This window comes from Roseburia sp. 499 (genome assembly GCF_001940225.2).
Classification (GTDB): Bacteria; Bacillota; Clostridia; order Lachnospirales; family Lachnospiraceae; genus Petralouisia.
On sequence record NZ_CP135164.1, the window covers coordinates 1,916,473 to 1,938,037 of the forward strand.

Annotated in this window: 21 protein-coding genes and 1 tRNA gene; 3 read left to right on the forward strand and 19 right to left on the reverse strand. The window is 38.6% G+C overall.

The annotated features are described in order from the left end of the window. Positions 1–4: 4 nt before the first annotated feature. Complete coding sequence (locus BIV20_RS09505) at positions 5–388, reverse strand: RidA family protein (RefSeq protein ID WP_075720417.1); 384 nt, start codon at positions 386–388, stop codon at positions 5–7. Positions 389–572: 184 nt separating this feature from the next. On the opposite strand from BIV20_RS09505, the gene BIV20_RS09510 reads away from it, so the two are divergent. Then, positions 573–655, forward strand: a tRNA-Leu gene (locus BIV20_RS09510). A 231-nt stretch (positions 656–886) separates the two neighbouring features. On the opposite strand, the gene BIV20_RS09515 is transcribed toward BIV20_RS09510, so the two are convergent. The 4 genes from BIV20_RS09515 to BIV20_RS09530 all read right to left on the reverse strand — a co-directional run bounded on the left by BIV20_RS09515 (position 887) and on the right by BIV20_RS09530 (position 3,804). Then, complete coding sequence (locus BIV20_RS09515) at positions 887–1,177, reverse strand: hypothetical protein (RefSeq protein WP_075720419.1); 291 nt, start codon at positions 1,175–1,177, stop codon at positions 887–889. After that, positions 1,177–2,448: a diaminopimelate decarboxylase gene (locus BIV20_RS09520; RefSeq protein ID WP_075720421.1), complete on the reverse strand. Its 1,272-nt coding sequence runs from the start codon at positions 2,446–2,448 to the stop codon at positions 1,177–1,179. The genes BIV20_RS09515 and BIV20_RS09520 overlap by 1 nt, the downstream gene beginning before the upstream one ends. Positions 2,449–2,470: 22 nt before the next feature. Next, complete coding sequence (locus BIV20_RS09525; RefSeq protein WP_075720423.1) at positions 2,471–3,181, reverse strand: TrmB family transcriptional regulator; 711 nt, start codon at positions 3,179–3,181, stop codon at positions 2,471–2,473. Between the two features lie 98 nt (positions 3,182–3,279). Further along, positions 3,280–3,804: a CarD family transcriptional regulator gene (locus BIV20_RS09530; RefSeq protein WP_075720425.1), complete on the reverse strand. Its 525-nt coding sequence runs from the start codon at positions 3,802–3,804 to the stop codon at positions 3,280–3,282. Between the two features lie 268 nt (positions 3,805–4,072). Here BIV20_RS09530 and BIV20_RS09535 point away from each other — a divergent pair, with 268 nt between their 5' ends. Next, positions 4,073–4,621, forward strand: a complete 549-nt coding sequence (locus tag BIV20_RS09535; RefSeq protein ID WP_075720427.1) for a prolyl-tRNA synthetase associated domain-containing protein — start codon at positions 4,073–4,075, stop codon at positions 4,619–4,621. A 13-nt stretch (positions 4,622–4,634) separates the two neighbouring features. On the opposite strand, the gene BIV20_RS09540 is transcribed toward BIV20_RS09535, so the two are convergent. The 12 genes from BIV20_RS09540 to BIV20_RS09595 form a co-directional block, all read right to left on the reverse strand. Continuing rightward, a complete protein-coding gene (locus BIV20_RS09540; protein WP_075720429.1) occupies positions 4,635–5,609 on the reverse strand; it encodes a serine hydrolase domain-containing protein in 975 nt (324 codons plus the stop codon). Next, the gene (locus BIV20_RS09545) at positions 5,606–7,894 is read right to left on the reverse strand and encodes an excinuclease ABC subunit UvrA (RefSeq protein ID WP_075720431.1); all 2,289 of its coding nucleotides are present in this window, start codon (positions 7,892–7,894) and stop codon (positions 5,606–5,608) included. The genes BIV20_RS09540 and BIV20_RS09545 overlap by 4 nt, the downstream gene beginning before the upstream one ends. Positions 7,895–7,939: 45 nt before the next feature. Continuing rightward, positions 7,940–8,869, reverse strand: a complete 930-nt coding sequence (locus tag BIV20_RS09550) for an AraC family transcriptional regulator (RefSeq protein ID WP_075720433.1) — start codon at positions 8,867–8,869, stop codon at positions 7,940–7,942. Between the two features lie 12 nt (positions 8,870–8,881). Next, entirely contained in the window at positions 8,882–9,526 is a 645-nt protein-coding gene (locus tag BIV20_RS09555) for a helix-turn-helix domain-containing protein (RefSeq protein WP_075720435.1), read from the reverse strand. After that, positions 9,507–10,181: a DUF3990 domain-containing protein gene (locus BIV20_RS09560; protein WP_075720437.1), complete on the reverse strand. Its 675-nt coding sequence runs from the start codon at positions 10,179–10,181 to the stop codon at positions 9,507–9,509. The genes BIV20_RS09555 and BIV20_RS09560 overlap by 20 nt, the downstream gene beginning before the upstream one ends. Before the next feature lie 120 nt (positions 10,182–10,301). Continuing rightward, a complete protein-coding gene (locus tag BIV20_RS09565) occupies positions 10,302–12,143 on the reverse strand; it encodes an ABC transporter ATP-binding protein (RefSeq protein ID WP_075720439.1) in 1,842 nt (613 codons plus the stop codon). Continuing rightward, positions 12,143–14,287, reverse strand: a complete 2,145-nt coding sequence (locus BIV20_RS09570; RefSeq protein WP_075720441.1) for an ABC transporter ATP-binding protein — start codon at positions 14,285–14,287, stop codon at positions 12,143–12,145. The genes BIV20_RS09565 and BIV20_RS09570 overlap by 1 nt, the downstream gene beginning before the upstream one ends. Positions 14,288–14,302: 15 nt before the next feature. Beyond that, a complete protein-coding gene (locus BIV20_RS09575) occupies positions 14,303–14,785 on the reverse strand; it encodes a MarR family winged helix-turn-helix transcriptional regulator (RefSeq protein ID WP_075720443.1) in 483 nt (160 codons plus the stop codon). Between the two features lie 123 nt (positions 14,786–14,908). After that, entirely contained in the window at positions 14,909–15,379 is a 471-nt protein-coding gene (locus BIV20_RS09580; protein WP_075720445.1) for a hypothetical protein, read from the reverse strand. Beyond that, complete coding sequence (locus BIV20_RS09585) at positions 15,372–15,869, reverse strand: PadR family transcriptional regulator (protein ID WP_083655163.1); 498 nt, start codon at positions 15,867–15,869, stop codon at positions 15,372–15,374. The genes BIV20_RS09580 and BIV20_RS09585 overlap by 8 nt, the downstream gene beginning before the upstream one ends. Before the next feature lie 71 nt (positions 15,870–15,940). Next, on the reverse strand, positions 15,941–16,726 hold the full coding sequence (locus BIV20_RS09590) for a Cof-type HAD-IIB family hydrolase (protein ID WP_075720449.1): 786 nt from the start codon (positions 16,724–16,726) through the stop codon (positions 15,941–15,943). Between the two features lie 3 nt (positions 16,727–16,729). Next, complete coding sequence (locus BIV20_RS09595) at positions 16,730–17,626, reverse strand: LysR family transcriptional regulator (RefSeq protein ID WP_075720451.1); 897 nt, start codon at positions 17,624–17,626, stop codon at positions 16,730–16,732. Between the two features lie 156 nt (positions 17,627–17,782). On the opposite strand from BIV20_RS09595, the gene BIV20_RS09600 reads away from it, so the two are divergent. Then, positions 17,783–19,318 (forward strand): nitrite/sulfite reductase, encoded by a 1,536-nt coding sequence (locus BIV20_RS09600; protein WP_075720453.1) that lies wholly within the window; start codon positions 17,783–17,785, stop codon positions 19,316–19,318. An 87-nt stretch (positions 19,319–19,405) separates the two neighbouring features. On the opposite strand, the gene rbr is transcribed toward BIV20_RS09600, so the two are convergent. Continuing rightward, positions 19,406–19,945, reverse strand: coding sequence for a rubrerythrin (rbr, locus tag BIV20_RS09605; RefSeq protein ID WP_075720455.1), 540 nt, complete (start codon positions 19,943–19,945; stop codon positions 19,406–19,408). A 121-nt stretch (positions 19,946–20,066) separates the two neighbouring features. After that, complete coding sequence (locus tag BIV20_RS09610) at positions 20,067–21,557, reverse strand: glutamate synthase subunit beta (protein WP_075720457.1); 1,491 nt, start codon at positions 21,555–21,557, stop codon at positions 20,067–20,069. Between the last annotated feature and the right edge of the window lie 8 nt (positions 21,558–21,565).

Below are 21,565 nucleotides of genomic sequence, written 5' to 3' on the forward strand. Positions count from 1 at the left end.
CTCCTTATGCTTCTTTCTTCACTGCAATTACTTCAATCTCTACTAATGCGCCCTTTGGAAGCTTTGCTACTTCTACACAGGAACGTGCCGGAGTATCACCTGTAAAATACTCTGCATAAATTTCATTTACTTTTGCAAAATCATTAATATCATCAATAAATACACTAGTCTTTACTGCATGGTCTAAATCAGAACCCGCTGCTTCTAATACTGCCTGAAGATTCTTAAATACCTGATGTGTCTGTGCCTCAATTCCATTCTGAAGCTCTCCTGTTTCCGGAATTAACCCAATCTGTCCAGAAGTAAAAATCAATCCGTTTGCTTCTACAGCATGTACATAAGGTCCTACTGCTGCTGGTGCTTTTGGTGCGTTAATTGTTTTTTTCATAATTTATTTCCTCTTTTCTCTTTTTTATAGATTTACTGTTTTTTATTGTAACATTTTCACACCCAGTCTTCAATAGTTGTAACCAAAGATAATGAAACAAATCAAAATATTCTTAAAAAAATGCTTGCTTTTTCCATTTCCATATGATATTATATTATTCGTTCGAGCGATACGTTCGACAGATGCCGGTGTGGCGGAATGGCAGACGCACCAGACTCAAAATCTGGCGGTGGCAACATCGTGTGGGTTCAAGTCCCACCGCCGGCATTCTATTGAAACGCCGAAATCCTAGCAAACTTAAGGATTTCGGCGTTTTTACTTTTCTTAATTGTTCACCTAAAATCGAAATGGGGGAAGATTTATGATTAAATTATTATTAGAACTTGTTTGTTTACCATTTATCATTATAGGAAAATTATTGATAGGAATTTTAAAGTTGCTAGGTCTTACAGATATTTTCGGCGGCAAGGATTAAACCTGCCGCTTTATTTTTTTATCTCACCAATTTGTTTTCGCTTTTTTCCAGCGGTCCGGCTCTTTCTGCCAAACTTCATTTAACCATTCTACTCCCTGACAGATTCCTTCTTCGCTGAACTCCACGTTTGTTCTCTGCTTTTTTTCTTCCGGAGTAGAATCATACGCATAAGGCGCATCCCACGCGCAAACTTCCAAGTGTTCTTCCTCTTCTGTTTTTATTAAGGCAAACCGGAAGCGCATGCCTTCATAGCTTCCGGTAAATGTTGTTTTTTTCAAATATGGTATACTTAAAATATCTTTTCTTTCAATCATTAGTATTTCATATCCTTTAAAATATCAAAGCAGTCAAAGGTTGCAAAATAATCCTTCGGTGTTTCTGCACGTCGAATCAACTGAGTGCTTCCATCTTCCTTTAATAATACTTCTGCTGACTTCAATTTTCCGTTATAGTTATATCCCATTGCAAAGCCATGTGCTCCGGTATCATGAATAACTAGTAAATCTCCCATATCAATCTTTGGAAGCATACGGTCAATTGCAAATTTGTCATTATTTTCACAAAGAGAACCGGTAACGTCATACTTATGGTCGCAAACACTGTTATCCTTGCCCATAACGGTAATATGATGATATGCTCCATACATCGCAGGACGCATCAAGTTTACTGCACAAGCATCTACTCCTATGTACTCTTTGTGTGTATGTTTTTCATGAATTGCTGTGGTTACCAGACAGCCATAAGGTCCCATCATGAAACGTCCCATCTCTGTATAAATTGCCACGTCTCCCATTCCTGCCGGAACTAAAACTTCTTCGTATACTTTTCTTACACCTTCACCGATAGCACGAATATCATTCGGCTCTTGATCTGGTTTATAAGGGATTCCTACACCACCGGACAAGTTAATGAAACGAATATCTGCTCCTGTTTCTTCTTTTAATTTAACTGCAACTTCAAAGAGTTCTTTTGCAAGCATTGGATAATATTCATTTGTTACAGTATTACTTGCTAAAAATGCATGGATTCCGAAGTGCTTTGCACCTTTTTCTTTCAGCACTTTGAAGCCTTCAAAAAGCTGCTCTGTGGTAAATCCATATTTTGCATCTCCAGGGTTGTCCATAATGCTATTGCTGATTTTGAACAATCCGCCCGGATTGTAACGGCAACTAATGGTTTCCGGAATATGTCCAATCGTCTCTTCTAAGAAATCAATGTGTGTAAAATCATCTAAATTGATGATTGCTCCAATTTCATCTGCGAACTTAAATTCAGATGCCGGTGTATCGTTGGAAGAAAACATGATATCCTTTCCATCAAAATGCAGTGCATCTGCCATCATCAACTCTGTCATGGAAGAACAGTCGCAACCACAACCGTATTCCTTTAAGATGTTAATCAAATATGGGTTTGGTGTTGCTTTTACTGCAAAATATTCTTTAAACCCTTTATTCCATGAAAATGCTTCTTTTACTGCCTGAGCATTGGCACGAATTCCTTTTTCATCATATAAATGAAACGGAGTTGGGTATTCTTTCACAATTTCTTTTAACTGTTCATAGGTTACAAATGGTTCTTTTTTCATAATGACTGCTCCTTCTTCTCACTTATTTCTTATCTTTTACGCCTAATTCTATTAAACGTATCTCATTCTTCATGGAATCCTTAAATACTTGTACAAAATTCACTTGTCCGGAATACAGGCAAGTACTTTCCTTGCCTCTCCCCAGTTCACCAGTCAGTACATATCTGGAATCTGTAATAATTCCAATCTGATTTTTCTTATTCTGTGTCTGATAGACCTTTGCTCCACTTAATACAAAGGACTTGTCTGTCAAAATAACTACTTTTATCTTTTTTTCTACAAGAGCTTCTAACTCCGTTTTTATTCCTGCCAATAAATTCTGTGCCATAGAAATATAAACACGTTTTTCCGCTCTTTCCAGCATATTTTTTACCTTATCAGAAATATTTTCATCAGAACGGATAGTAATATACCCTTCCGTGTCTTCTTTTTCTCTCGGCATATGCTCAATCAGATATTCTTTTCGTTCCTGTAAGGTTCTTATCTTATTCTGACAAAATTCTTCAATTCCTACCGCCGTGTACTTTTTGGCAGTTCCCTCACTGACACAGGCAGCGCCCTTATCCACCAATCCTTCCAGTGCTTTATAGGCATTGGAACGAGAAATTCCAGTAACCTTAGAGACTTCATATCCTGTACTTTTTCCGGAACGATTCAGTTCCAAGTATACCAAAGCCTCTTGACCTGTCAAGCCAAAAGCAACCAGATATTCAATCAGATTCTTCGTATCCATAGGTTTCCTTTCATTAGTGGTACTTTTTAGGAACACTATAATATGTTTTATAGGAAATGTCAATATGATTTAATGAGATTATTTATCACAAAAAACTTTTATTTTACGATTTCCATCGCTTTTCTCTGCATTCGCTCAGTAATAAATTCTTCTACCTTTTCTTTTTCCATATCCAGTACAATTGCCAGTTCTCCATATAGGCTATCCTGTGCTATCTTGAAATACTTTCGGTCACTGTTGGTAATCTTCTTTCCTTCCGCCAGTCTTTCCTGCATTCTCTGATATACTGTCTTGATAATCTTTATCAATTCTTTGCAATCACAGGTTGCCAGTTCTTCCTTATATACTTCTTCACGCTGTTTTTCATTGCTTATCCACAAGGTTTCAATTTCTTCAATTCCATCTATCAGCTGCATTGCTTCCTCTTTTAAAATCAATGGACGAATCAAAACTTTCTGATTATCCACCGGGGTATATATGGTACTTCCTTTGATATAGAGAGGCTTTAGCGTATAATATATTTTATCCTTAGGAATGCCCGGAATGGTATCTATCGTACCTACGCTTTCTACCTGACATACTCCACTATTTCCATATATCATGTAATCACCTGTCTGAAACATGGCTTTCACTCCTTCTACACACTTGTACAATTGTTACTTTTATTTTAGCACCGAAAAATTTTTTTCGTCAGCGTTTTCTTCCGGATTGTAAAATTTTTGTAACAAATTACAATATATGCGTAGAAGGAAATTGTGCACTTTTATATAACTTTTTTCCATTTATATTATAGCCAAATCTTTCCTTCGCCCTTGACTTTCTTCCCGAACACCTTCAAAATAAAACTATTAAAATCTCAAAACATTACCATACCCTAAAGGAGAATGACTTATGGATATTTTACATACACCAATTTTTGAAGGACGACCAGAAAATACCACAAATCGTTTGGACAAGGAAATCCGTACATATGATTTATTGGATTCTCTTCATATCCCCTATCAACGTATTGACCACGAAGCTATGCCAACTATCGAGGCATGTCATGACGTAGATAAAAGGCTTGGAATCCACGTTTGCAAAAATCTTTTCCTGTGCAATACACAGAAAACTAATTTTTACCTGTTGATGATGCCTGGAGAGAAAAAATTCCAAACTAAAGTTGTATCGAAACAGCTCGGCGTTGCAAGACTTTCCTTTGCACCGGAAGAATATATGTTAGAACTTTTAGACATCACTCCCGGCTCTGTCAGTGTCATGGGACTGATGAATGATTCTGAAAATAAAATACAGCTTCTGATGGACCGGGATTTGCTGAAAGAAGAATATCTTGGATGTCATCCTTGCATCAACACTTCCAGTTTGAAACTTTCCACAAAGGATATTTTGGAAAAATTTCTGCCTGCGGTTCACCACGAAGCTGTATTTGTAGATTTATAATTTCTTATGCTACCTAATCCTCAAAAACTGGTTCGACATACGCTCGAATCAGTTTTATTCTATCTTTGGCATGTGGTACAAAAAGAGAAGCAATCGAAACTACCATTTCCTTCTCTTCATTAACATAAATCACATTTCCTCCATCTCCCATAGCTGCATAAGCACGTTCTTTCTCATCGATAATCCACCACAAATAACCATAGGATAGTTTCCATTGGTTACATCTGCTCTGTTCCCTGGTACTCTCTTCTATCCAATGGGACGATACAATTTGCTTTCCTTCCCACATTCCGTCATCTAAGTACAGCTGACCTATTTTTGCCATATCCATCGTGGTCAGATTGAGCCCCCAACCTGCTGTATTTATTCCGGTTGGGTCAGCCACCCAGCCACTCACATTTTTTGCTTTATAAAATGCCAGTTGTTCCTCTTCATCATGAAAAATAATATTATTCTCCACATGAATCCCCAATGGAGTGAATAAATATTCTGTTGCAAACTCAAGTACAGACTGCCCGGTTGCTTTTGTGAGAATCCCTGACAAAATATCCGGTCCAATGACTGGTGCATATCTGAATTCTCCTATTTTCCCCTTACCTCCCAATAAATCAAGGGCAGCTTTCACCCAACTATCACTTGAAAAATATTCCTTGTAAGGTTCTGACTTATATCTATATGGAGCTGTCATTGTCAGCATATCTTTCAACGTAACACTCTGTATTGTTTTTTCTCCTTTTTTCACCGTATAATCCGGAAAAAATTCCAATACTTTCTGTTCAACACTTTCGATGTACCCTTTCTCGATGGCAATACCGATTAATATTGAAACGATGCTTTTGGTTACTGAGAAAACATGAAATGTAGTATCTGCACTACATTCATTAAAGTAGTTTTCATATACGGTTTTCCCTTTTTTCTGTACAATGATACCTCCCATGTTTTTGTAACTGCTACTTATGATTCTTTCCATCTTTGTTTTTGGTGTCATATCAGATACCTCCCTGTCTTAGAATTGGCATTATTCCGTAGTTGCTCCGGTGTTCCCTCTGCAATAATTTCGCCACCTTTGTCTCCCCCTTCCGGTCCCAGTTCGATAATATAATCACAATTCTTTAAGACCTCTGTATTTTGCTCAATAACAATCACGGAATTTCCGCTGATAACCAGCTGTTCCAATAGCCTTAACAGCAATGCCGTATCATACATACTAAGTCCGGTTGTTGGCTCGTCCAGTACATAAAGCATATTTCCTCTGCGTTGTTTTCCAAGTTCTTTAGCAAGTTTAACCCTCTGTGCCTCACCGCCGCTTAAAGAAGAAGTTGGCTGTCCAAGCGTTAAGTATCCCATCCCCATCTGTTCTAAAATACGCAGCGGTTTTACAATACTGCTTTGGTCTGCAAAGAAAATGACTGCTTCAGCAATACTCATCTCTAATACATCGGCAATATTTTTCCCTCTATATTCCACCAAAAGACTCTCTTCCTGAAAACGCTTGCCATGGCACTCGGGACAGACCTTATCTACGGAAAAATCCGCTGTCAGAAAAATTCTTTCATAACCACTTCCGCCACACTCCGGACATGCTCCCTTCGAATGGAAGGAAAAGTGTCCTGCATCCATATCTCTATCCCGTGCTTCCGGTTGCTTGGCAAAAAGTTCCCGGATTTTATCCCAGATTCCTATATACGAAGCGGGTGTCGAACTGGCACTCTTTCCAATAGGCTCCTGCGATATCTTGACAAAACCATTGATTCGTTCTACTCCTGATATGCCATCCACATGACCATATTTTTTTGCGCTGGCAAGACGCTTTAAGAGCGTCTCCTCAATCAACGAACTTTTTCCACTTCCTGATAATCCGGCAATTCCAACCATCGCATGAAGTGGAAATTCTACTGCTAAATCCTTTAAATAATGGGTATTGGCATGTATTAACTTCAGACAATCTTCCTTTTCAAAGACCGTCTTATGCCCCTTTCGTTCCGGTACCACGCCTTTCACAAAAAGATACTTACTAAGTAGTGTATCCGCTTTCTCATATTCCTGACAGTCTCCCTGATAAACTACCCTTCCACCTTCAATTCCTGCTTTCGGTCCAATCTCTATGATATGATCAGCCTGACAAATCATCTCTTTATCATGTTCTACCACAATCACTGTATTCCACAAATCCCTTAATCTTTTTACGGCCTCTATCATACTCTGCTTCTCCGAGGGATGCAATCCTGCCATAGGCTCATCAAAAACATAAATCAGAGAATCCAGTCCCGATTCCATATGAAGATGTAGAAAAATACGTTGTACCTCACCGCCGCTTAAAGACGACATCTCTCGGTAAAGATTCAAATGTCCTAAACGAAATTCGATAAGATGCCTTAACTTTTTCCTCACATTTTTTACTACATTTCTTCCAAACTGGGACAGTTCCTCTTCCGCTATTCCATCTAGAAATTCAAGCAAACTGTTCAAAGTCATCTGTCCCAATTCCCCAATCCGTTTTCCACAAAAAAGGACTTCTCTCGCCTCATCACCCACTCTTTCCCCATGGCACTCCGGACAAATTGTTTTGACATAGACTTCCTCTACATCTTCCCCTTTTTCATATGCATTTCTCAGTGCCCGTTCCAGACAATAGCTCTGTTTTCCATTGTCATAAGTTCCATACACTACTTCGTCCCTAACATCTTCCGGAAGCTGCCAGAATGGTGTTTCAAAATGAATACCATATTTTTTCTTTAAAATCCGTAAAAAACCTGAAGTCACCTTTAGATTATCATAAACTTCTGCCAGAGTTGTTGTTTTGTCCGGGATTAACTTTTCCAGATTGACATCATAATAAGAACCTCTCCCCTGACAGTTGATGCACATACCGTCAGCTGTTGTATACAAAAAATCCCCCGGTGAAAGGTGCTCCCTATCCTCATCTAAGTTTTTTCCGTCACTGGCATAAACAAATGCCAATTGATTAAGAATTCCGGTCTTGGTGCCAACCGTAGAACGTGGATTACTCTGTCGAATGGTATTCTGGCGTACTGCTACCGTCGGACCAATACCTTCAATCATATCGAACCGGTCTTCGTTATCCAGTCCTGCCAGAATGCCAATCGACCGCAAATACTGGTTCTTGCCTTCTTCAAACAGAACATCAAATGCAAGGCTGGATTTTCCGGAACCACTCATACCAGTGATAACTACTAATTGATTTTTAGGAATGACTAGATTGATATTTTTTAGATTATGAATTCGCGCTCCCTGAATCTTGATTTCTTCCATATGCTTACCTCCGAATGATAAAATCAATCCGCAGCGTATTGTAATTTAGAAAGAAATGGGCTCAATTGGAACGTAGATATCCACCACATTGATATGTTTTTCATCCTCTTCAGGATTGTTACAATACACTTCAAAAGGATAAGAATTTCTCGGAACGTAACCACTGCAGGTAAGCCATTCCTGATACATATAATTCCATGCATCAGGATACTGTTCCGGTTGAATCCGAAAATGCCCAACCGCATACAGACCACCCTCTAACTTCATCTTTCCAAGAATCTCATCTTCATGCACTGCCACATCATCCGGAACTGTCAGACACAAACTGGTACGAAACTGACTTTCCTCTCCAAATTCCGGATTGTCATGATAAATCGCAAGCACCCAGTTCTGTCCATCCCAAAGAAGATTCTGTTTCTTTGCATGAGCAAATAGCTTCTGTATCAGCCCTGCATACTCTTGCGCTAAGGTCTCATAAGTACCGGTATGTCTGACGTAAACCAGTTGCTTCTCTTCCAGACTTTCTATGGTAATCTGCCCAGTCACCGGAAATGGATTATCTGCCACTTCTTTCTTTGCTGCCTTCTTATTGTATTCGGATAATAAAAAAGTTTCTTTGCAATTCTTGCTATATTCCTGCCGATATTCTCTTGGGCTGATGCCATAATAATTTTTGAATGTCCGGGAAAACACTGCAGAATCCGAAAAACCAAGTTCATAGGCAATATCCGTCATATTTTTATCTACCCGATGTGCCAGCAAAAACAATGCCAACTCCATACGAATGCGATTCACATAATGTGCCGGCGACTCATGTAACATTCCCTGAAAAATGCGGCTAAAATGATACTTCGAAAAACCGGCAGCTTCTGAAAGATCCTCAATAGACATTGACTGTCCAATATGTTGTTCAATATAATCCTGAACTTTATGAATTCTTCGCATGTATTCTTCCCTACATCTCTGATCTGACATATGGTTTCCTCCTCAATCAGTATGCTCTAGCAAATCTTCCGGTTCACAAACTAAAACTTTTGAAAGAGAAATTACATACTCAGCAGAAGCTTTGTTGATATTTTTCTGTCTTTGCTCGTACTGTTGAATGGTACGAAGTGGAATTTCCGACTGCTCTGCCAGTTCTTTCTGACTAAGACCTGCCCGCTTTCTCAACATTTTTAGATTTGTATCCGGCTTTGCTACTCTATACAGTTCGTTCATCTTATCTGCAAACTGTTGAATATCCATTTCATGGTATGGTGTATACATTTTTACTATTTTCTCAATCGAGATATATGTTACAATTTCAGAAAATGAAAGTGCTGTTTTCCACTGATAATATGCCAATGCCCAGCCCGTCCAATATTCTTCACTACGGTTGCCCGCATATCGTGGTTTTACCCTTTCTTCCATTTTCCCAACCTTTTCTAAAACCTCATACGCAAGTTCCACACCAGACTTTCCTACAAGAATTGTCGTATCTCCTTTTTCAAAACGCTCTGCCAGACCGGACTCTAAAAACATTTCAAAAAAATCCGAAATATTATAATGCAAATCATAGACTGCAAAATCAAGCATTCTTGCCAGAGAGGCTCTTGCCTTTTCAAGATATATCTTATCGTAAGCGTGAATCATCTGCCTTCATCTCCTCATCCATTATCTGTGTAATGTATAGATCACCTTTTTGACGCTTATTTCGCTCTATGTCAAAATATTCTCTTCTTGCCGACTTGTCACGAAGTTCTTTTTTTGCAAACCACTCATTACTGTCTGCCACTTCATATCCAACAAATTGAATTCTCTCAAATGCTTTCTCGCTTTTTAAGACAAATTGCTGTCCCTGCCTTCCAAAATGCATTGCATTATTTAACTGACGATACGAAATTGTACCATTGACAAAATCCTGTGCAAAAGAAAAATAACTGTCATCTGCCCGATACCCAATTATAATATCACTTCTTTTATAATCCACCTGAAAATATTTTAAAATGTATTCTTTTGCTTCTACCGCCAAGGCAGATGGCATATCAAATTCCCTGTTTTCAAGCAAAACCGCAAGCCAATGCAAAATACAATATTCTTCACTATTTAAATCAAGAATAGTCAGTCCATCACACTCAATCTCATACGCATTAGCATAACCATTCCTATTCCAACCTACACCCCATTCCTTTGCTAATTCCAAACTATCTGTGCAATAAAAACCCAAACCATAGTCATTATATTTTTTTCCTAAACCAAATATGGGTTTTTCAATAATATCTTTTGAACCATGATATATTTTTTTCATTGTGATTCCCTCTTTCCTGTTGTTTTCAACATACTCCCTTAGGAGTATATTGTCAAGTGATATAAAAAATCTCCATGCACCTCAAATTGACACATGGAGATTTTTCTCACACACTATTTCTTATGCTGTTGCTTCCTCAAACTGAGAATTATAAAGTTCTGCGTAAAATCCGCCCTGTTCAAGCAGTTCTTCATGATTTCCCTGTTCAATGATGTCTCCATCTTTCATTACCAGAATGATGTCTGCATCCTTAATAGTAGAAAGACGATGTGCTATAACGAAGCTGGTTCTTCCCTTCATCAGGTTATTCATTGCCTTCTGAATTCGTTCTTCGGTACGGGTATCTACAGAAGATGTCGCTTCATCCAGAATCAAAATAGGATTATCGGCTAAGATTGCTCTTGCAATAGTAAGCAACTGTTTCTGCCCCTGAGATACATTACTTGCATCTTCATTCAATTCCATATTATAGCCACCCGGCAATGTAGTAATGAAGTGGTGAGCATGCGCTGCCTTAGCTGCTGCAATGACCTCTTCTTCTGTAGCATCCAATCTGCCGTAACGGATATTTTCCATAATAGTTCCTTTGAACAACCAGGTATCCTGCAATACCATACCAAAGTTTTCTCTCAAATCTGCTCGATTGAAATTTCTCAAATCATGTCCATCTACCTTGATACTTCCACCGTTGACATCATAAAAACGCATCAACAATTTTACCATGGTAGTCTTACCTGCTCCGGTAGGCCCTACAATTGCTACCATCTGTCCCGGCTCAACCTTACAGTTGAAATCGTTTACAATAATTTTATCCGGATTGTATCCGAACTTAACATGCTCAAAGGATACATTTCCTTCCATATGTTCCAGTTTTACCGGCTGTTCTACCGTCAAATCCTCTTCCTCTTCGTCAAGGAATTCAAAGACACGTTCTGCTGCCGCTGCCGTAGACTGAAGCATGTTAGATACCTGTGCCACTTGTGAAATCGGCTGTGTAAAATTCTTTACATACTGAATAAACGACTGAATATCTCCTACTTCAATATGTCCGTTGATTACCTGAATTCCACCAACTACTGCAACTGCCACATATCCAAGATTTCCCACAAAGTTCATAATTGGCATCATCATTCCTGACAAAAACTGCGACTTCCATGCAGATTGGAACAAAATTCCGTTGGTCTCATCGAATTCTTTCAGCATATCTTCTTCTTTATTAAATGCCTTTACAATATTATGACCGCTATATACTTCTTCCACCTGACTGTTGATTTTTCCTAAGTATTTCTGCTGCGAAACGAAATACTTCTGGGAATGTTTTACTACAACACCTATCATGATACCGGATACCGGAAGAATAATTACTGCAATTAATGTCATCAGGGGGCTAATCGTCAGCATCATAATCAAAATACCGATAAGAGTCGTCACCGAAGTTATCAACTGTGTTACACTCTGATTCATTCCCTGTCCCAGTGTATCTACGTCATTCGTAATTCTGGATAACACTTCTCCGACTGTTCTGGATTCAAAATATTTCATTGGCATCCGATTGATTTTCTTTGAAATATCTTCACGGAATCTGAAACAAATCTTCTGTGTAATTCCACTCATAATCCATCCCTGTACAAAGGAGCATATTGCACTAATCAGGTAAACACCTAACAAGAACAACAAAATCTTTCCGATTTTATCAAAATCAATACCTCCAGCACCGGAAACCTTGGATACCAGTCCATTAAAAAGCTCTGTAGTAGCCTTTCCTAAGATTTTGGGTCCTGCGATACTAAACACGGTAGATGCAACCGCAAATACAAAAACTACCAGCACACCCAGTTTATATTTTCCCATATATTTTAACAGCTGTGCTACCGTTCCTTTAAAATTCTTTGCCTTTTCTCCCGGTGCCATTCCTGCTCCCGGTCCGTGTCCCATTCCAGAACGTCTCTTATGTTCGCTCATTATACAAGACCTCCTTTCAGTTCCTTTTCAGACAACTGGGACTTTGCAATTTCCTGATATGTTTCACAGGACTGCATCAGTTCCTCATGAGTTCCTTTTCCAACAACTTTTCCTTCATCCAACACAATAATCTGGTCAGCATGAAGAATTGTACTGATTCTCTGAGCTACAATAATCACAGTAGCATCTGATATTTTCTCATTTAATGCTTTTCTTAAGACCACGTCCGTCTTATAATCTAATGCTGAAAAACTGTCATCAAATAAAAATACTTTTGGATTCTTTGCAATGGCTCTTGCAATGGACAAACGTTGTTTCTGTCCACCGGATACATTCGTTCCGCCCTGTGCAATCGGGCTCTCATATCCCTCTTCTTTTGCAGAAATAAATTCTTCTGCTTGTGCAATTTGTGCGGCCTCCTGTATCTTTTCTTCTGATACCTCTCCCGCAAATCCGATATTCGTGGCAATCGTTCCGGAGAACAATACCCCTTTCTGCGGAACATATCCAAGTAAACTCCTCAGCTTGTTCTGAGTAATATCGCGAATATCCACGCCATCAACTGTAATTTTTCCTTCTGTCACATCATAGAATCTTGGAATCAGATTTAGCAATGTAGACTTACCACATCCTGTACTTCCAATAATAGCTGTAGTTTTGCCCGGCTCTGCCTTAAAAGAAATATGTTCAATTGCATTTTCATCTGCTCCCGGATACTGGAAGCATACATCATCAAATACAATTTCTCCCTTCCACTGCTCATTGACACCGTCCTTAGGTTCCTTCGGATCTAAAATCTCTGCTTCTGTATTTAAAACTTCATCAATACGATTTGCTGCAACTCCTGCTCTTGGAAGCATAACAGATACCATAGTAATCATCAAAAATGACATGACAATTATCATCGTATAAGTGATAAATGCCATCATGTCGCCTACCTGAAGATTTCCAAGGTCTACGCCCTTAGAACCAAACCACACAATTGCAACCGTAATACAGTTCATAATCATCATCATAAGCGGCATCATCATAGACATAACACGGTTGGTGAACAACTGTGTTTTCATCAATTCCTTATTCGCTCCTTCAAAACGCTTTTCCTCAAATTTTTCTCGGGAAAAAGCTCTGATGACAGGAACTCCTGTTAATATTTCTCTGGATACCAGATTCAAACGGTCTACCAAAGTCTGCATTTTCTTAAATTTTGGCATAGCAACAACCATTAATAATCCTACAACGAGAATGATTACTCCCACTGCTACTCCAATAATCCAGCTCATCCCTGTTCTGGTATTTGCCACTTTAATCACGCCACCAATACCAATGATTGGTGCATAAATTACCATACGAAGCAGCATAACCTCCACCATCTGTATCTGTTGAATATCATTAGTACTTCTTGTAATCAAAGATGCGGTGGAAAAACGTTCTATTTCACTATTTGAAAAAGAAACTACTTTTTTAAATACCTTATCTCTTAAATCTCTACCAACACCGGCTGATACATAGGATGCAAGCATACCTGCAAAAATCGCTGCTGCCATCATAATAACAGACATAGCAATCATCTTTCCACCGGTGCGAAGCATATAACTATTCTGGTAATCTCCCATATCCCAGCCTAATGCCTCATACTCTGATTTCACTCCCAGTAATGCCTTTTGATTAATAATGGTATCACTCATATCCCCGAGTTGTTCTTCTACTGCATCTTCCTGCTGCAGAATCTGCTCTTTGGTCATCATACCACTTTCCAATGCCGCCCGAATGGTTTCCATATCCATTCCTTCCTGTTCCTCCATCGAAGACATTACTAACATTGGCAAGCCCAGAATCTCATCCAGTTTTTCTATCTCATCCTTCTTTACTGTCAGTTCATAGTTTCCTTCTTCATTTTTTTCATAAGCTCCCTTTACTGTTTCAGCATCTTCATCAGACATAAATACACAGAGATTTTCCAATGTCTCTTCTCGCATCTCCTCTGGTGCTACATGTTCAATTCCTCCCTGCTGTATACCAATATCCACGATATCGGACATATACTGCGGCAGGGATAAATCACAGTATGCCTGTACAATCAGTAAAAGAATTATACCTGCAACAATCGCTTTATATTCCTTTAAGTATTTGAATATCTTTCCCATGCGTTTCTTCCTTTCTTAATTATTTTTTCTGTTTTCCTTCACTTGTTCTTTCAATTCCTTCTCCATAACATCAGATAATTCTCTACATAACCCAATCAACTCTTTCATTCTTTCCTCACCCATCTGGTTCAAAACCCCTTCAAAATAAACCTGCATTTTCTCATGAACACGTTGACAGACTTCTTTTCCATTTTCCGTTAAAAAAACATATGTATTTCTCCGATCTTTGGTATCAACGCTCCTTCCTATGAGTTCACGTTCTTCCAGATTCTTTAGCATTCTGGAAGTTTGGGATGATGCAATCCGCAAATTTCCTGCTATTTCTGACACATAAATTCCTTCCCGTTCCGGATACTTTTTCTGATACACTCCAATAATCTGTAATGCTAAAAATTCACCCTTTGATACTTCCATCATAGAAGAAATATTAACCTTCTGAATCCGGTGGAATGCTTCCATTAATTCGGTATGCATGATTTTTAAATTGTCATTTTCCATAGGCTCATCCCCTAAAAATATTTAACATTGTTATCTATTTACAAGATAACATATTATTCTTGTAACGACTATTTGTCAATGGGAGTAATTCTAAACTTTTTATAAAAATTATAAAAACAATATTTACTTATTATATAGCGAAATATACGATACGATATTATGTGCAATTCCGAAAATCACCATAAAAATTACAGCCACATAATTATGTAACCAAATTGCTGCAAACAGGTAATACAGTACAGGAAATATTGCTAAGGGCAGAGGAATAAACAAAAAGGATTTCCCCAAAAGTTTCACGTCGCGTCCTCCAATAAAATATCGCATCCACACAATGTAATACAAAATCAAAAACACCAATCCCAAAATAAACCATGGACTCTTAAAATTGATTTTCTGATTGCTTACTAAAATACAGATAGCAATTGCATACAAAACTCTTGTAATACCCTCTATGCTTTCCCAAATCTTATTTACATTTGTAGCTTCTTCTACCGCATTTATTGGTGGAAAGATTACATACACAATATTTATCAACATCGGAATCATAAAAACAATAAACCCAAAAAAAGAAAACTTAAACCGTAAATCACACATCTTTCTTACCTCCTGCTTTTAATACCTCTTCTACCTCTTTACACCATTCCAAATATGTTTCATATACCTTTACTCCAAATAATGCTGTCAACATAATGTATTTATGCTCCTCTTCCAAATCAGGTTCCTTAAGTTGGCTCACAGACGTTTTTAGAAATGGGAGTTCCTTTTCTATTTTTTCTCCAAACCTATGAATATGCTCCAATGTCATATTCTCCCCTATTTCACTCCCGAAAAAGAGTTTTAGTAAAGTTTCATACCTTAGTTCATCCTTTACAGCAGGTTTTTTCAGCCACTCCTTTAAAACATCTCTTCCATCTTCTGTAATTGTGTATCGGATTTTATCACGCCCTTTTTCCTCTAATTCTTCCTTTTTTACTAAACCCTCTTTTTCCAACTCATTTAATGTAGGATAAATACTCCCATAACTAGCATTCCAAAACAACCTCAACCGTGTATCCAATCTCTTCTTAATTTCATAACCTGTCAATGATTCTAATATATCAATCTGATATATTTGTCAAGAAAAAAAATTTCACAAGATAAGTAAAAAGGGTTGACCTAAATCAACCCATAATGTTTCAAACCGTTATAAATTCCATCTTCCCACAATGCTGTAGTCACATATTCTGCTGCATCCTTGGCTTCCTGCATCCCATCGCCCATTGCTACGGAATGTGCTACATACTGCAACATGTCTAAATCATTGGTACTATCACCAAACGCATAAGTATCTTCATGTGCAATTCCTAGAATCTTGCACATCTCCTGAATTCCGGTCGCCTTATTAAATCCCTTTGGCACAATTTCCATAAAACCGCCATCTCTATGAATAATAAAATAATCCTGTTCCAATTCCTGCTCTAACTCTTTCTGCCCCTGTTTTACATAATTGACGCAGAATTTACTAATCTCTATATTATCTTCATTTTCACTAACCCGAAGAAGCTTGTCCCCAAGTTCCTTGCTTATCTGATCATAAAATCTGTAATCCGGGTGAAAACATTCCCTATCCATGTAAAGGGCGTATCTTCCCTCAAGAACAAATCCTGTATTTAACTTTTTCAGATAGCCGCACAGTCTTTCCACCTGTTCCTTTTCTAACTTGTGATAAAACTTTGTCTCTCCCTGAAACTCTCCGTATGTACCACATCCTGCCACTATTCCGTCAAACCCAAGAGGCATTAACTCCTTATCCGGAATAAACACCCTAGTTCTTCCGCTACATATAAACAGATAATGTCCATTTTCTTTTAATAACCTAAGTGCTTCTCTCGTGCTATCCGGTATCTGCTGTTTTTCATCCCAAAGAGTTCCATCAATATCAAAAAATACTGCTTTTTTCATTTGCTATCCTCTCCATCTCTCAAAGTACTTGCTTATTGTATCATATTTTTTCGAAAAAATGCTATTTTTTAAATACACAAAGTTAAATTCTCTCTGAATCACAAAATCTTCTACCGGTATCTCAAAAATTCTTTCTAGCTCTAAATCTTCTTCCACTACCGCTTTATACAAAAAACTAATGCCACATTCTGCCATTACAAGTTTACGGATTGTCTCCATATTAGAAACCTCCAATACCCCTGCAAACTTATCTACAGACTGTTTATGCTCTTTTAAAAATTGTTCTAAAATCCCTCTGGTTCCGGACCCTTCTTCTCTTACAATAAGCCGCTCTTTCATTAATTCTTCCACGGATACATATCTTTTCTCCTTATGTTTTTCATAAAAATCCCTTCCACACACACCGATGTATTTTTCTTCTGAAATCCTGTGATATTCATAAGCACTTTTGTCGAATCTTCCCTCTATTACAGCAAATTCTATCTCGCCAGCCTCCAACATTTTCAGCAATATTTCTGTATTCTGAACCGTCACTGATATATCTGTTTCGGGAAAATCTTTTAAATATTCCGGTAACACCACAGGCACTACAAACTCTCCTACCGTAAGTGTAGCACCAAATCGAATGGTTTTCTTCTCTTGAACACTATCCCTTAGTTCTTTATGAATCTGCTGCTCATCCACACACATAGCCGATGCCATCTGCCGTAAAAGTTCTCCCTGCCTGGTCGGAAACATCTTCTTCCCTTTCATTTCAAATAATTTAACTTCATAAATCTCCTCCAGATAATGAATCTGTTGTGTCACTGCCGGCTGGGTAATATGAAGGTTTTCAGCAGTTCTGGTATAATTTAAAGTTTTACATACATCCAAAAATGTATATATCCTATTATCTATCATTTTCATCGCTCCTTATCCTGACTTCCTAATCATAACATATTTTTATTATTTTATAAATATTTATAATTTCATTTTATGCATTATTCATGCTACTATATCAATAGAATAAGAAAACAAACTTTTGCAAATACTATTATTATTTTTCAGGAGGTTATCATGGTAAAGGATTATGTAGCAGAGTTCCGCGAGGATTTAAAAGAATTTCATGAAATGACACAGAAATTTTATAAAAAGGAAATTACGGTTCCACAATATAAGGGATTTTCCGGTGGATTCGGTAGTTATGCACAGCGGGGTGGCAAAGCCAGTATGCTACGTCTGCGTCTTACAGGTGGTGAAGTAGATAAAGAGCAGCTTTCCTTCATTGCTGACAGCATCGAAAAATACAATATCAATCTGGCGCATCTTACCACCTGCGAAAGCATTCAACTTCATAACTTAAATGAATTACAGGTATGTTCCTTGATTGAAGAGGCCTTTGACCATGGTATTATTACCCGTGGAGGCGGGGGAGACTTTCCACGCAATGTAATGTGCTCACCTCTTTCCGGAGTACAAACAGACGAATATCTCGATGTGCTTCCCTATGCAAAAGCTGCCGGAGATTATCTCCTTGGCTTCATTAAAACGGTAAAACTGCCTCGAAAATTAAAAGTATGTTTTTCCAATGGTATTGATAACAGCATCCATGCTACTTTCCGTGATTTAGGATTTGTCGCTGAAAAGGATGGCACATTCACTGTCTACAGTGCCGGCGGACTTGGACGTAATCCTCGTATGGGTGCAAAAGTTGCAGAACATGTAGAACCTTCTAAAATTCTATATTATATCAAGGCAATGGTAGAGACTTTTATTGCTTATGGAAATTACGAAAATCGTGCTGCTGCAAGAACTCGTTTCATGCAGGAAACCCTTGGTACAGATGGCTATATCAAGGCTTATCAGGAAAAACTGACACAAGTTCTTGCTACTGAAAAACTGGATATTGAAATCACTCCCTCTACTGTTGCAAAGACTGGTGAAGGCAACATTAGCCACCCAAGAGCAATTGCACAAAAACAGCCGGGACTTTACGCAGTTGCTTATCATCCTCTTGGTGGCAATCCTGACCCTGAATTCTTCCGTAATCTCTCTAATACTATAAAGGATATGGAAGATGTAAAAGTACGAATTGCACCGGATGAAAGCCTTTACATTATCAATCTGACTGCTTCCGAAGCAGAAAAAATACTTGCCTTGACGAATGACGGTGCCAACACTTTATTCGAGACCTCTGTTGCCTGCATTGGTGCTTCTATCTGCCAGGTAGGCGCCAGAGATTCCCAAGGTCTTTTAGACGCATGCATTAAACGTGTTCGTCAGGAGAACTTTATGAATGGGGTGCTTCCTAAAATTCACATTTCCGGATGTCCTTCTTCCTGTTCTGCTCACCAGATTGGTGCCTTAGGCTTCCGTGGCGGTGTAAAACAGACTCCTGACGGTCCAAAACCTGCCTTTGCTGTATATGAAAAAGGCTCTGACTCCTTTGGAACTGAAACTTTCGGTACAGACTTGGGGGTTATGTTAGAAGAAGAAATTCCTGAATTTCTTGTGGAGCTTGGAAAAGCCATTACTGCTGTCGGAACTACTTATGATTCTTTCGCAAAAAATAATCGCGATGCATTTATGGCCATTGTTGAGAAATATATCTAAATCAAAAAGGGTATCCTTGCCATTTGTTTTACATACAACATCTGACTTAGGATACCCTTTCTTGTACTACTTTCTATTCTATTTTTTCTAATAATTCTCTGCCTTCACCTGGAAATATGCCTGTGGATGATTACATACCGGGCAAACCTCCGGTGCCTTCTTACCAATGCAGATATGTCCGCAGTTGGTACACTGCCAGATAACATCTCCATCTTTTGAAAATACTAAATCCCCTTGAATATTTGCCAGAAGCTTACGGTATCTTTCTTCATGTTCTTTTTCAATAGCAGCTACTCCTTCAAATAAGTCTGCAATCTCATCAAATCCTTCTTCTCTTGCTTCTTTTGCAAAGGTTGCATACATATCTGTCCATTCGTAGTTTTCACCATTTGCTGCCTCTACTAAGTTCTCCGGGGTACTCTTGATCGCCCCACCATTTAACAGCTTATACCACATCTTCGCATGTTCTTTTTCGTTATTTGCAGTTTCTTCAAAAATATTAGCAATCTGAACATAACCATCCTTTTTGGCCTTACTTGCAAAATAAGTATACTTATTTCTTGCCTCTGATTCTCCTGCAAACGCAGTCTTTAAATTTGCCTCTGTCTTGCTGCCTTTTAATTCCATAAGTCCTTCCTCCTTTATAGTAATTCCCATTTCAACCAATACACAAAAATGGTTTAATATTAGTAACTTTCACTAATATTAAACCATTTTTTCTTTTACTTGTCAACAATGTGCACAATCGTTATGCTTTCAGATTTGTATATCCCATTAAGCTTGCATCCACTTCGCGTGCAACCTCACGTCCTTCATGAATTGCCCATACGACCAGAGACTGTCCTCTATGCATATCTCCTGCAGTAAATACATTTTTTACATTTGTCTCATACTGTTCTTTTGCAGTTTCCACGTTAGTTCTTTCATTTAGCTTCAATCCAAATGCATCTGCAACATACTTCTCTGTTCCTAAGAATCCAGCTGCAATGAGTACCATATCTGCTTCCATTTTAGTTTCAGAACCAGGTACTTCTACCATCATCATACGTCCGGTCTTTTCATCCTTCTTGCTCTCTAACTTTACAATTACAAGACCACTTAAGTTACCATTCTTATCCTTTAAGAATTCTTTTACAGTAGTCTGATAGATTCTTGGATCATTGCCGAATACTGCAATAGCTTCTTCCTGACCATAATCTGTCTTGCAGACCTTTGGCCACTCTGGCCATGGATTGTTCTCTGCGCGGCTATCCGGCAGCTTTGGCATCATCTCTAACTGTACTACAGATGCTGCACCATGACGGATGGAAGTACCCACACAGTCATTTCCGGTATCTCCACCACCGATGATTACTACTTTCTTACCTTTTGCAGAAATATATTTGTTATCCTTAAGGTTAGAATCTAGCAAGCTCTTTGTTGTTGCTGCAAGGAAATCCACTGCAAAGTAAATACCCTTTGCATCACGTCCCGGAGCCTTGATATCTCTTGGATTTTTTGCACCACATGCTAAAATCACACGATCATAGTCCTTCAATAACTTTGCAGCCTTAATGTCTTTTCCTACATTCACACCTGTGATGAATTCAATACCTTCTTCCTTCATCACATTGATTTTACGGTCAATTATCTGTTTTTCCAATTTCATATTTGGAATACCATACATCAAAAGTCCACCTACACGGTCATCTCTTTCATATACAGTTACAGAATGTCCACGTTTATTCAGCTGGTCTGCTGCTGCAAGTCCGGCAGGACCCGAACCAATAACCGCTACCTTCTTGCCGGTTCTTACCTTTGGTGGTTTTGCTGCTGCATATCCCTGTTCGTACGCATTTTCAATGATTCCATGCTCATTTTCCTTTACGGAAACAGATTCACCGTAATGTCCGCAGGTACACGCTGCCTCACAAAGTGCCGGACATACTCTTGAAGTAAATTCCGGGAAGTTATTTGTTTTTGTAAGACGGTTATAAGCCTGCTCCCAATTTCCTGTGTATACCAGATCATTCCATTCCGGTACCAGATTGTGTAATGGGCAGCCGGAGGTCATTCCCATGATCTCCATGCCTGCCTGGCAGAAAGGTACACCACATGCCATACAACGTGCACCCTGCTTCTGCTGCTCTTCCTTTGACAGAGGGGTATGGAACTCGTTAAAGTTCTTAATACGCTCTTTTGGTGCTACCGCCTCTGCTGTCTGTCTATTATATTCCATAAATCCTGTTGGTTTTCCCATTTTGCGTT

Excerpts from the sequence above, each read along its gene's own strand:
- BIV20_RS09505 (WP_075720417.1), bottom strand. The coding sequence starts at position 388 with ATGAAAAAAACAATTAACGCACCAAAAGCACCAGCAGCAGTAGGACCT.
- BIV20_RS09535 (WP_075720427.1), top strand. The coding sequence starts at position 4,073 with ATGGATATTTTACATACACCAATTTTTGAAGGACGACCAGAAAATACC.
- BIV20_RS09560 (WP_075720437.1), bottom strand. The coding sequence starts at position 10,181 with ATGAAAAAAATATATCATGGTTCAAAAGATATTATTGAAAAACCCATA.
- BIV20_RS09530 (WP_075720425.1), bottom strand. The coding sequence starts at position 3,804 with ATGTTTCAGACAGGTGATTACATGATATATGGAAATAGTGGAGTATGT.
- BIV20_RS09550 (WP_075720433.1), bottom strand. The coding sequence starts at position 8,869 with ATGTCAGATCAGAGATGTAGGGAAGAATACATGCGAAGAATTCATAAA.
- BIV20_RS09540 (WP_075720429.1), bottom strand. The coding sequence starts at position 5,609 with ATGACACCAAAAACAAAGATGGAAAGAATCATAAGTAGCAGTTACAAA.
- BIV20_RS09600 (WP_075720453.1), top strand. The coding sequence starts at position 17,783 with ATGGTAAAGGATTATGTAGCAGAGTTCCGCGAGGATTTAAAAGAATTT.
- rbr (WP_075720455.1), bottom strand. The coding sequence starts at position 19,945 with ATGGAATTAAAAGGCAGCAAGACAGAGGCAAATTTAAAGACTGCGTTT.
- BIV20_RS09570 (WP_075720441.1), bottom strand. The coding sequence starts at position 14,287 with ATGGGAAAGATATTCAAATACTTAAAGGAATATAAAGCGATTGTTGCA.
- BIV20_RS09520 (WP_075720421.1), bottom strand. The coding sequence starts at position 2,448 with ATGAAAAAAGAACCATTTGTAACCTATGAACAGTTAAAAGAAATTGTG.
- BIV20_RS09610 (WP_075720457.1), bottom strand. The coding sequence starts at position 21,557 with ATGGGAAAACCAACAGGATTTATGGAATATAATAGACAGACAGCAGAG.
- BIV20_RS09555 (WP_075720435.1), bottom strand. The coding sequence starts at position 9,526 with ATGATTCACGCTTACGATAAGATATATCTTGAAAAGGCAAGAGCCTCT.
- BIV20_RS09595 (WP_075720451.1), bottom strand. The coding sequence starts at position 17,626 with ATGATAGATAATAGGATATATACATTTTTGGATGTATGTAAAACTTTA.
- BIV20_RS09580 (WP_075720445.1), bottom strand. The coding sequence starts at position 15,379 with ATGTGTGATTTACGGTTTAAGTTTTCTTTTTTTGGGTTTATTGTTTTT.
- BIV20_RS09515 (WP_075720419.1), bottom strand. The coding sequence starts at position 1,177 with ATGATTGAAAGAAAAGATATTTTAAGTATACCATATTTGAAAAAAACA.
- BIV20_RS09525 (WP_075720423.1), bottom strand. The coding sequence starts at position 3,181 with ATGGATACGAAGAATCTGATTGAATATCTGGTTGCTTTTGGCTTGACA.
- BIV20_RS09565 (WP_075720439.1), bottom strand. The coding sequence starts at position 12,143 with ATGAGCGAACATAAGAGACGTTCTGGAATGGGACACGGACCGGGAGCA.
- BIV20_RS09590 (WP_075720449.1), bottom strand. The coding sequence starts at position 16,726 with ATGAAAAAAGCAGTATTTTTTGATATTGATGGAACTCTTTGGGATGAA.
- BIV20_RS09575 (WP_075720443.1), bottom strand. The coding sequence starts at position 14,785 with ATGGAAAATGACAATTTAAAAATCATGCATACCGAATTAATGGAAGCA.
- BIV20_RS09545 (WP_075720431.1), bottom strand. The coding sequence starts at position 7,894 with ATGGAAGAAATCAAGATTCAGGGAGCGCGAATTCATAATCTAAAAAAT.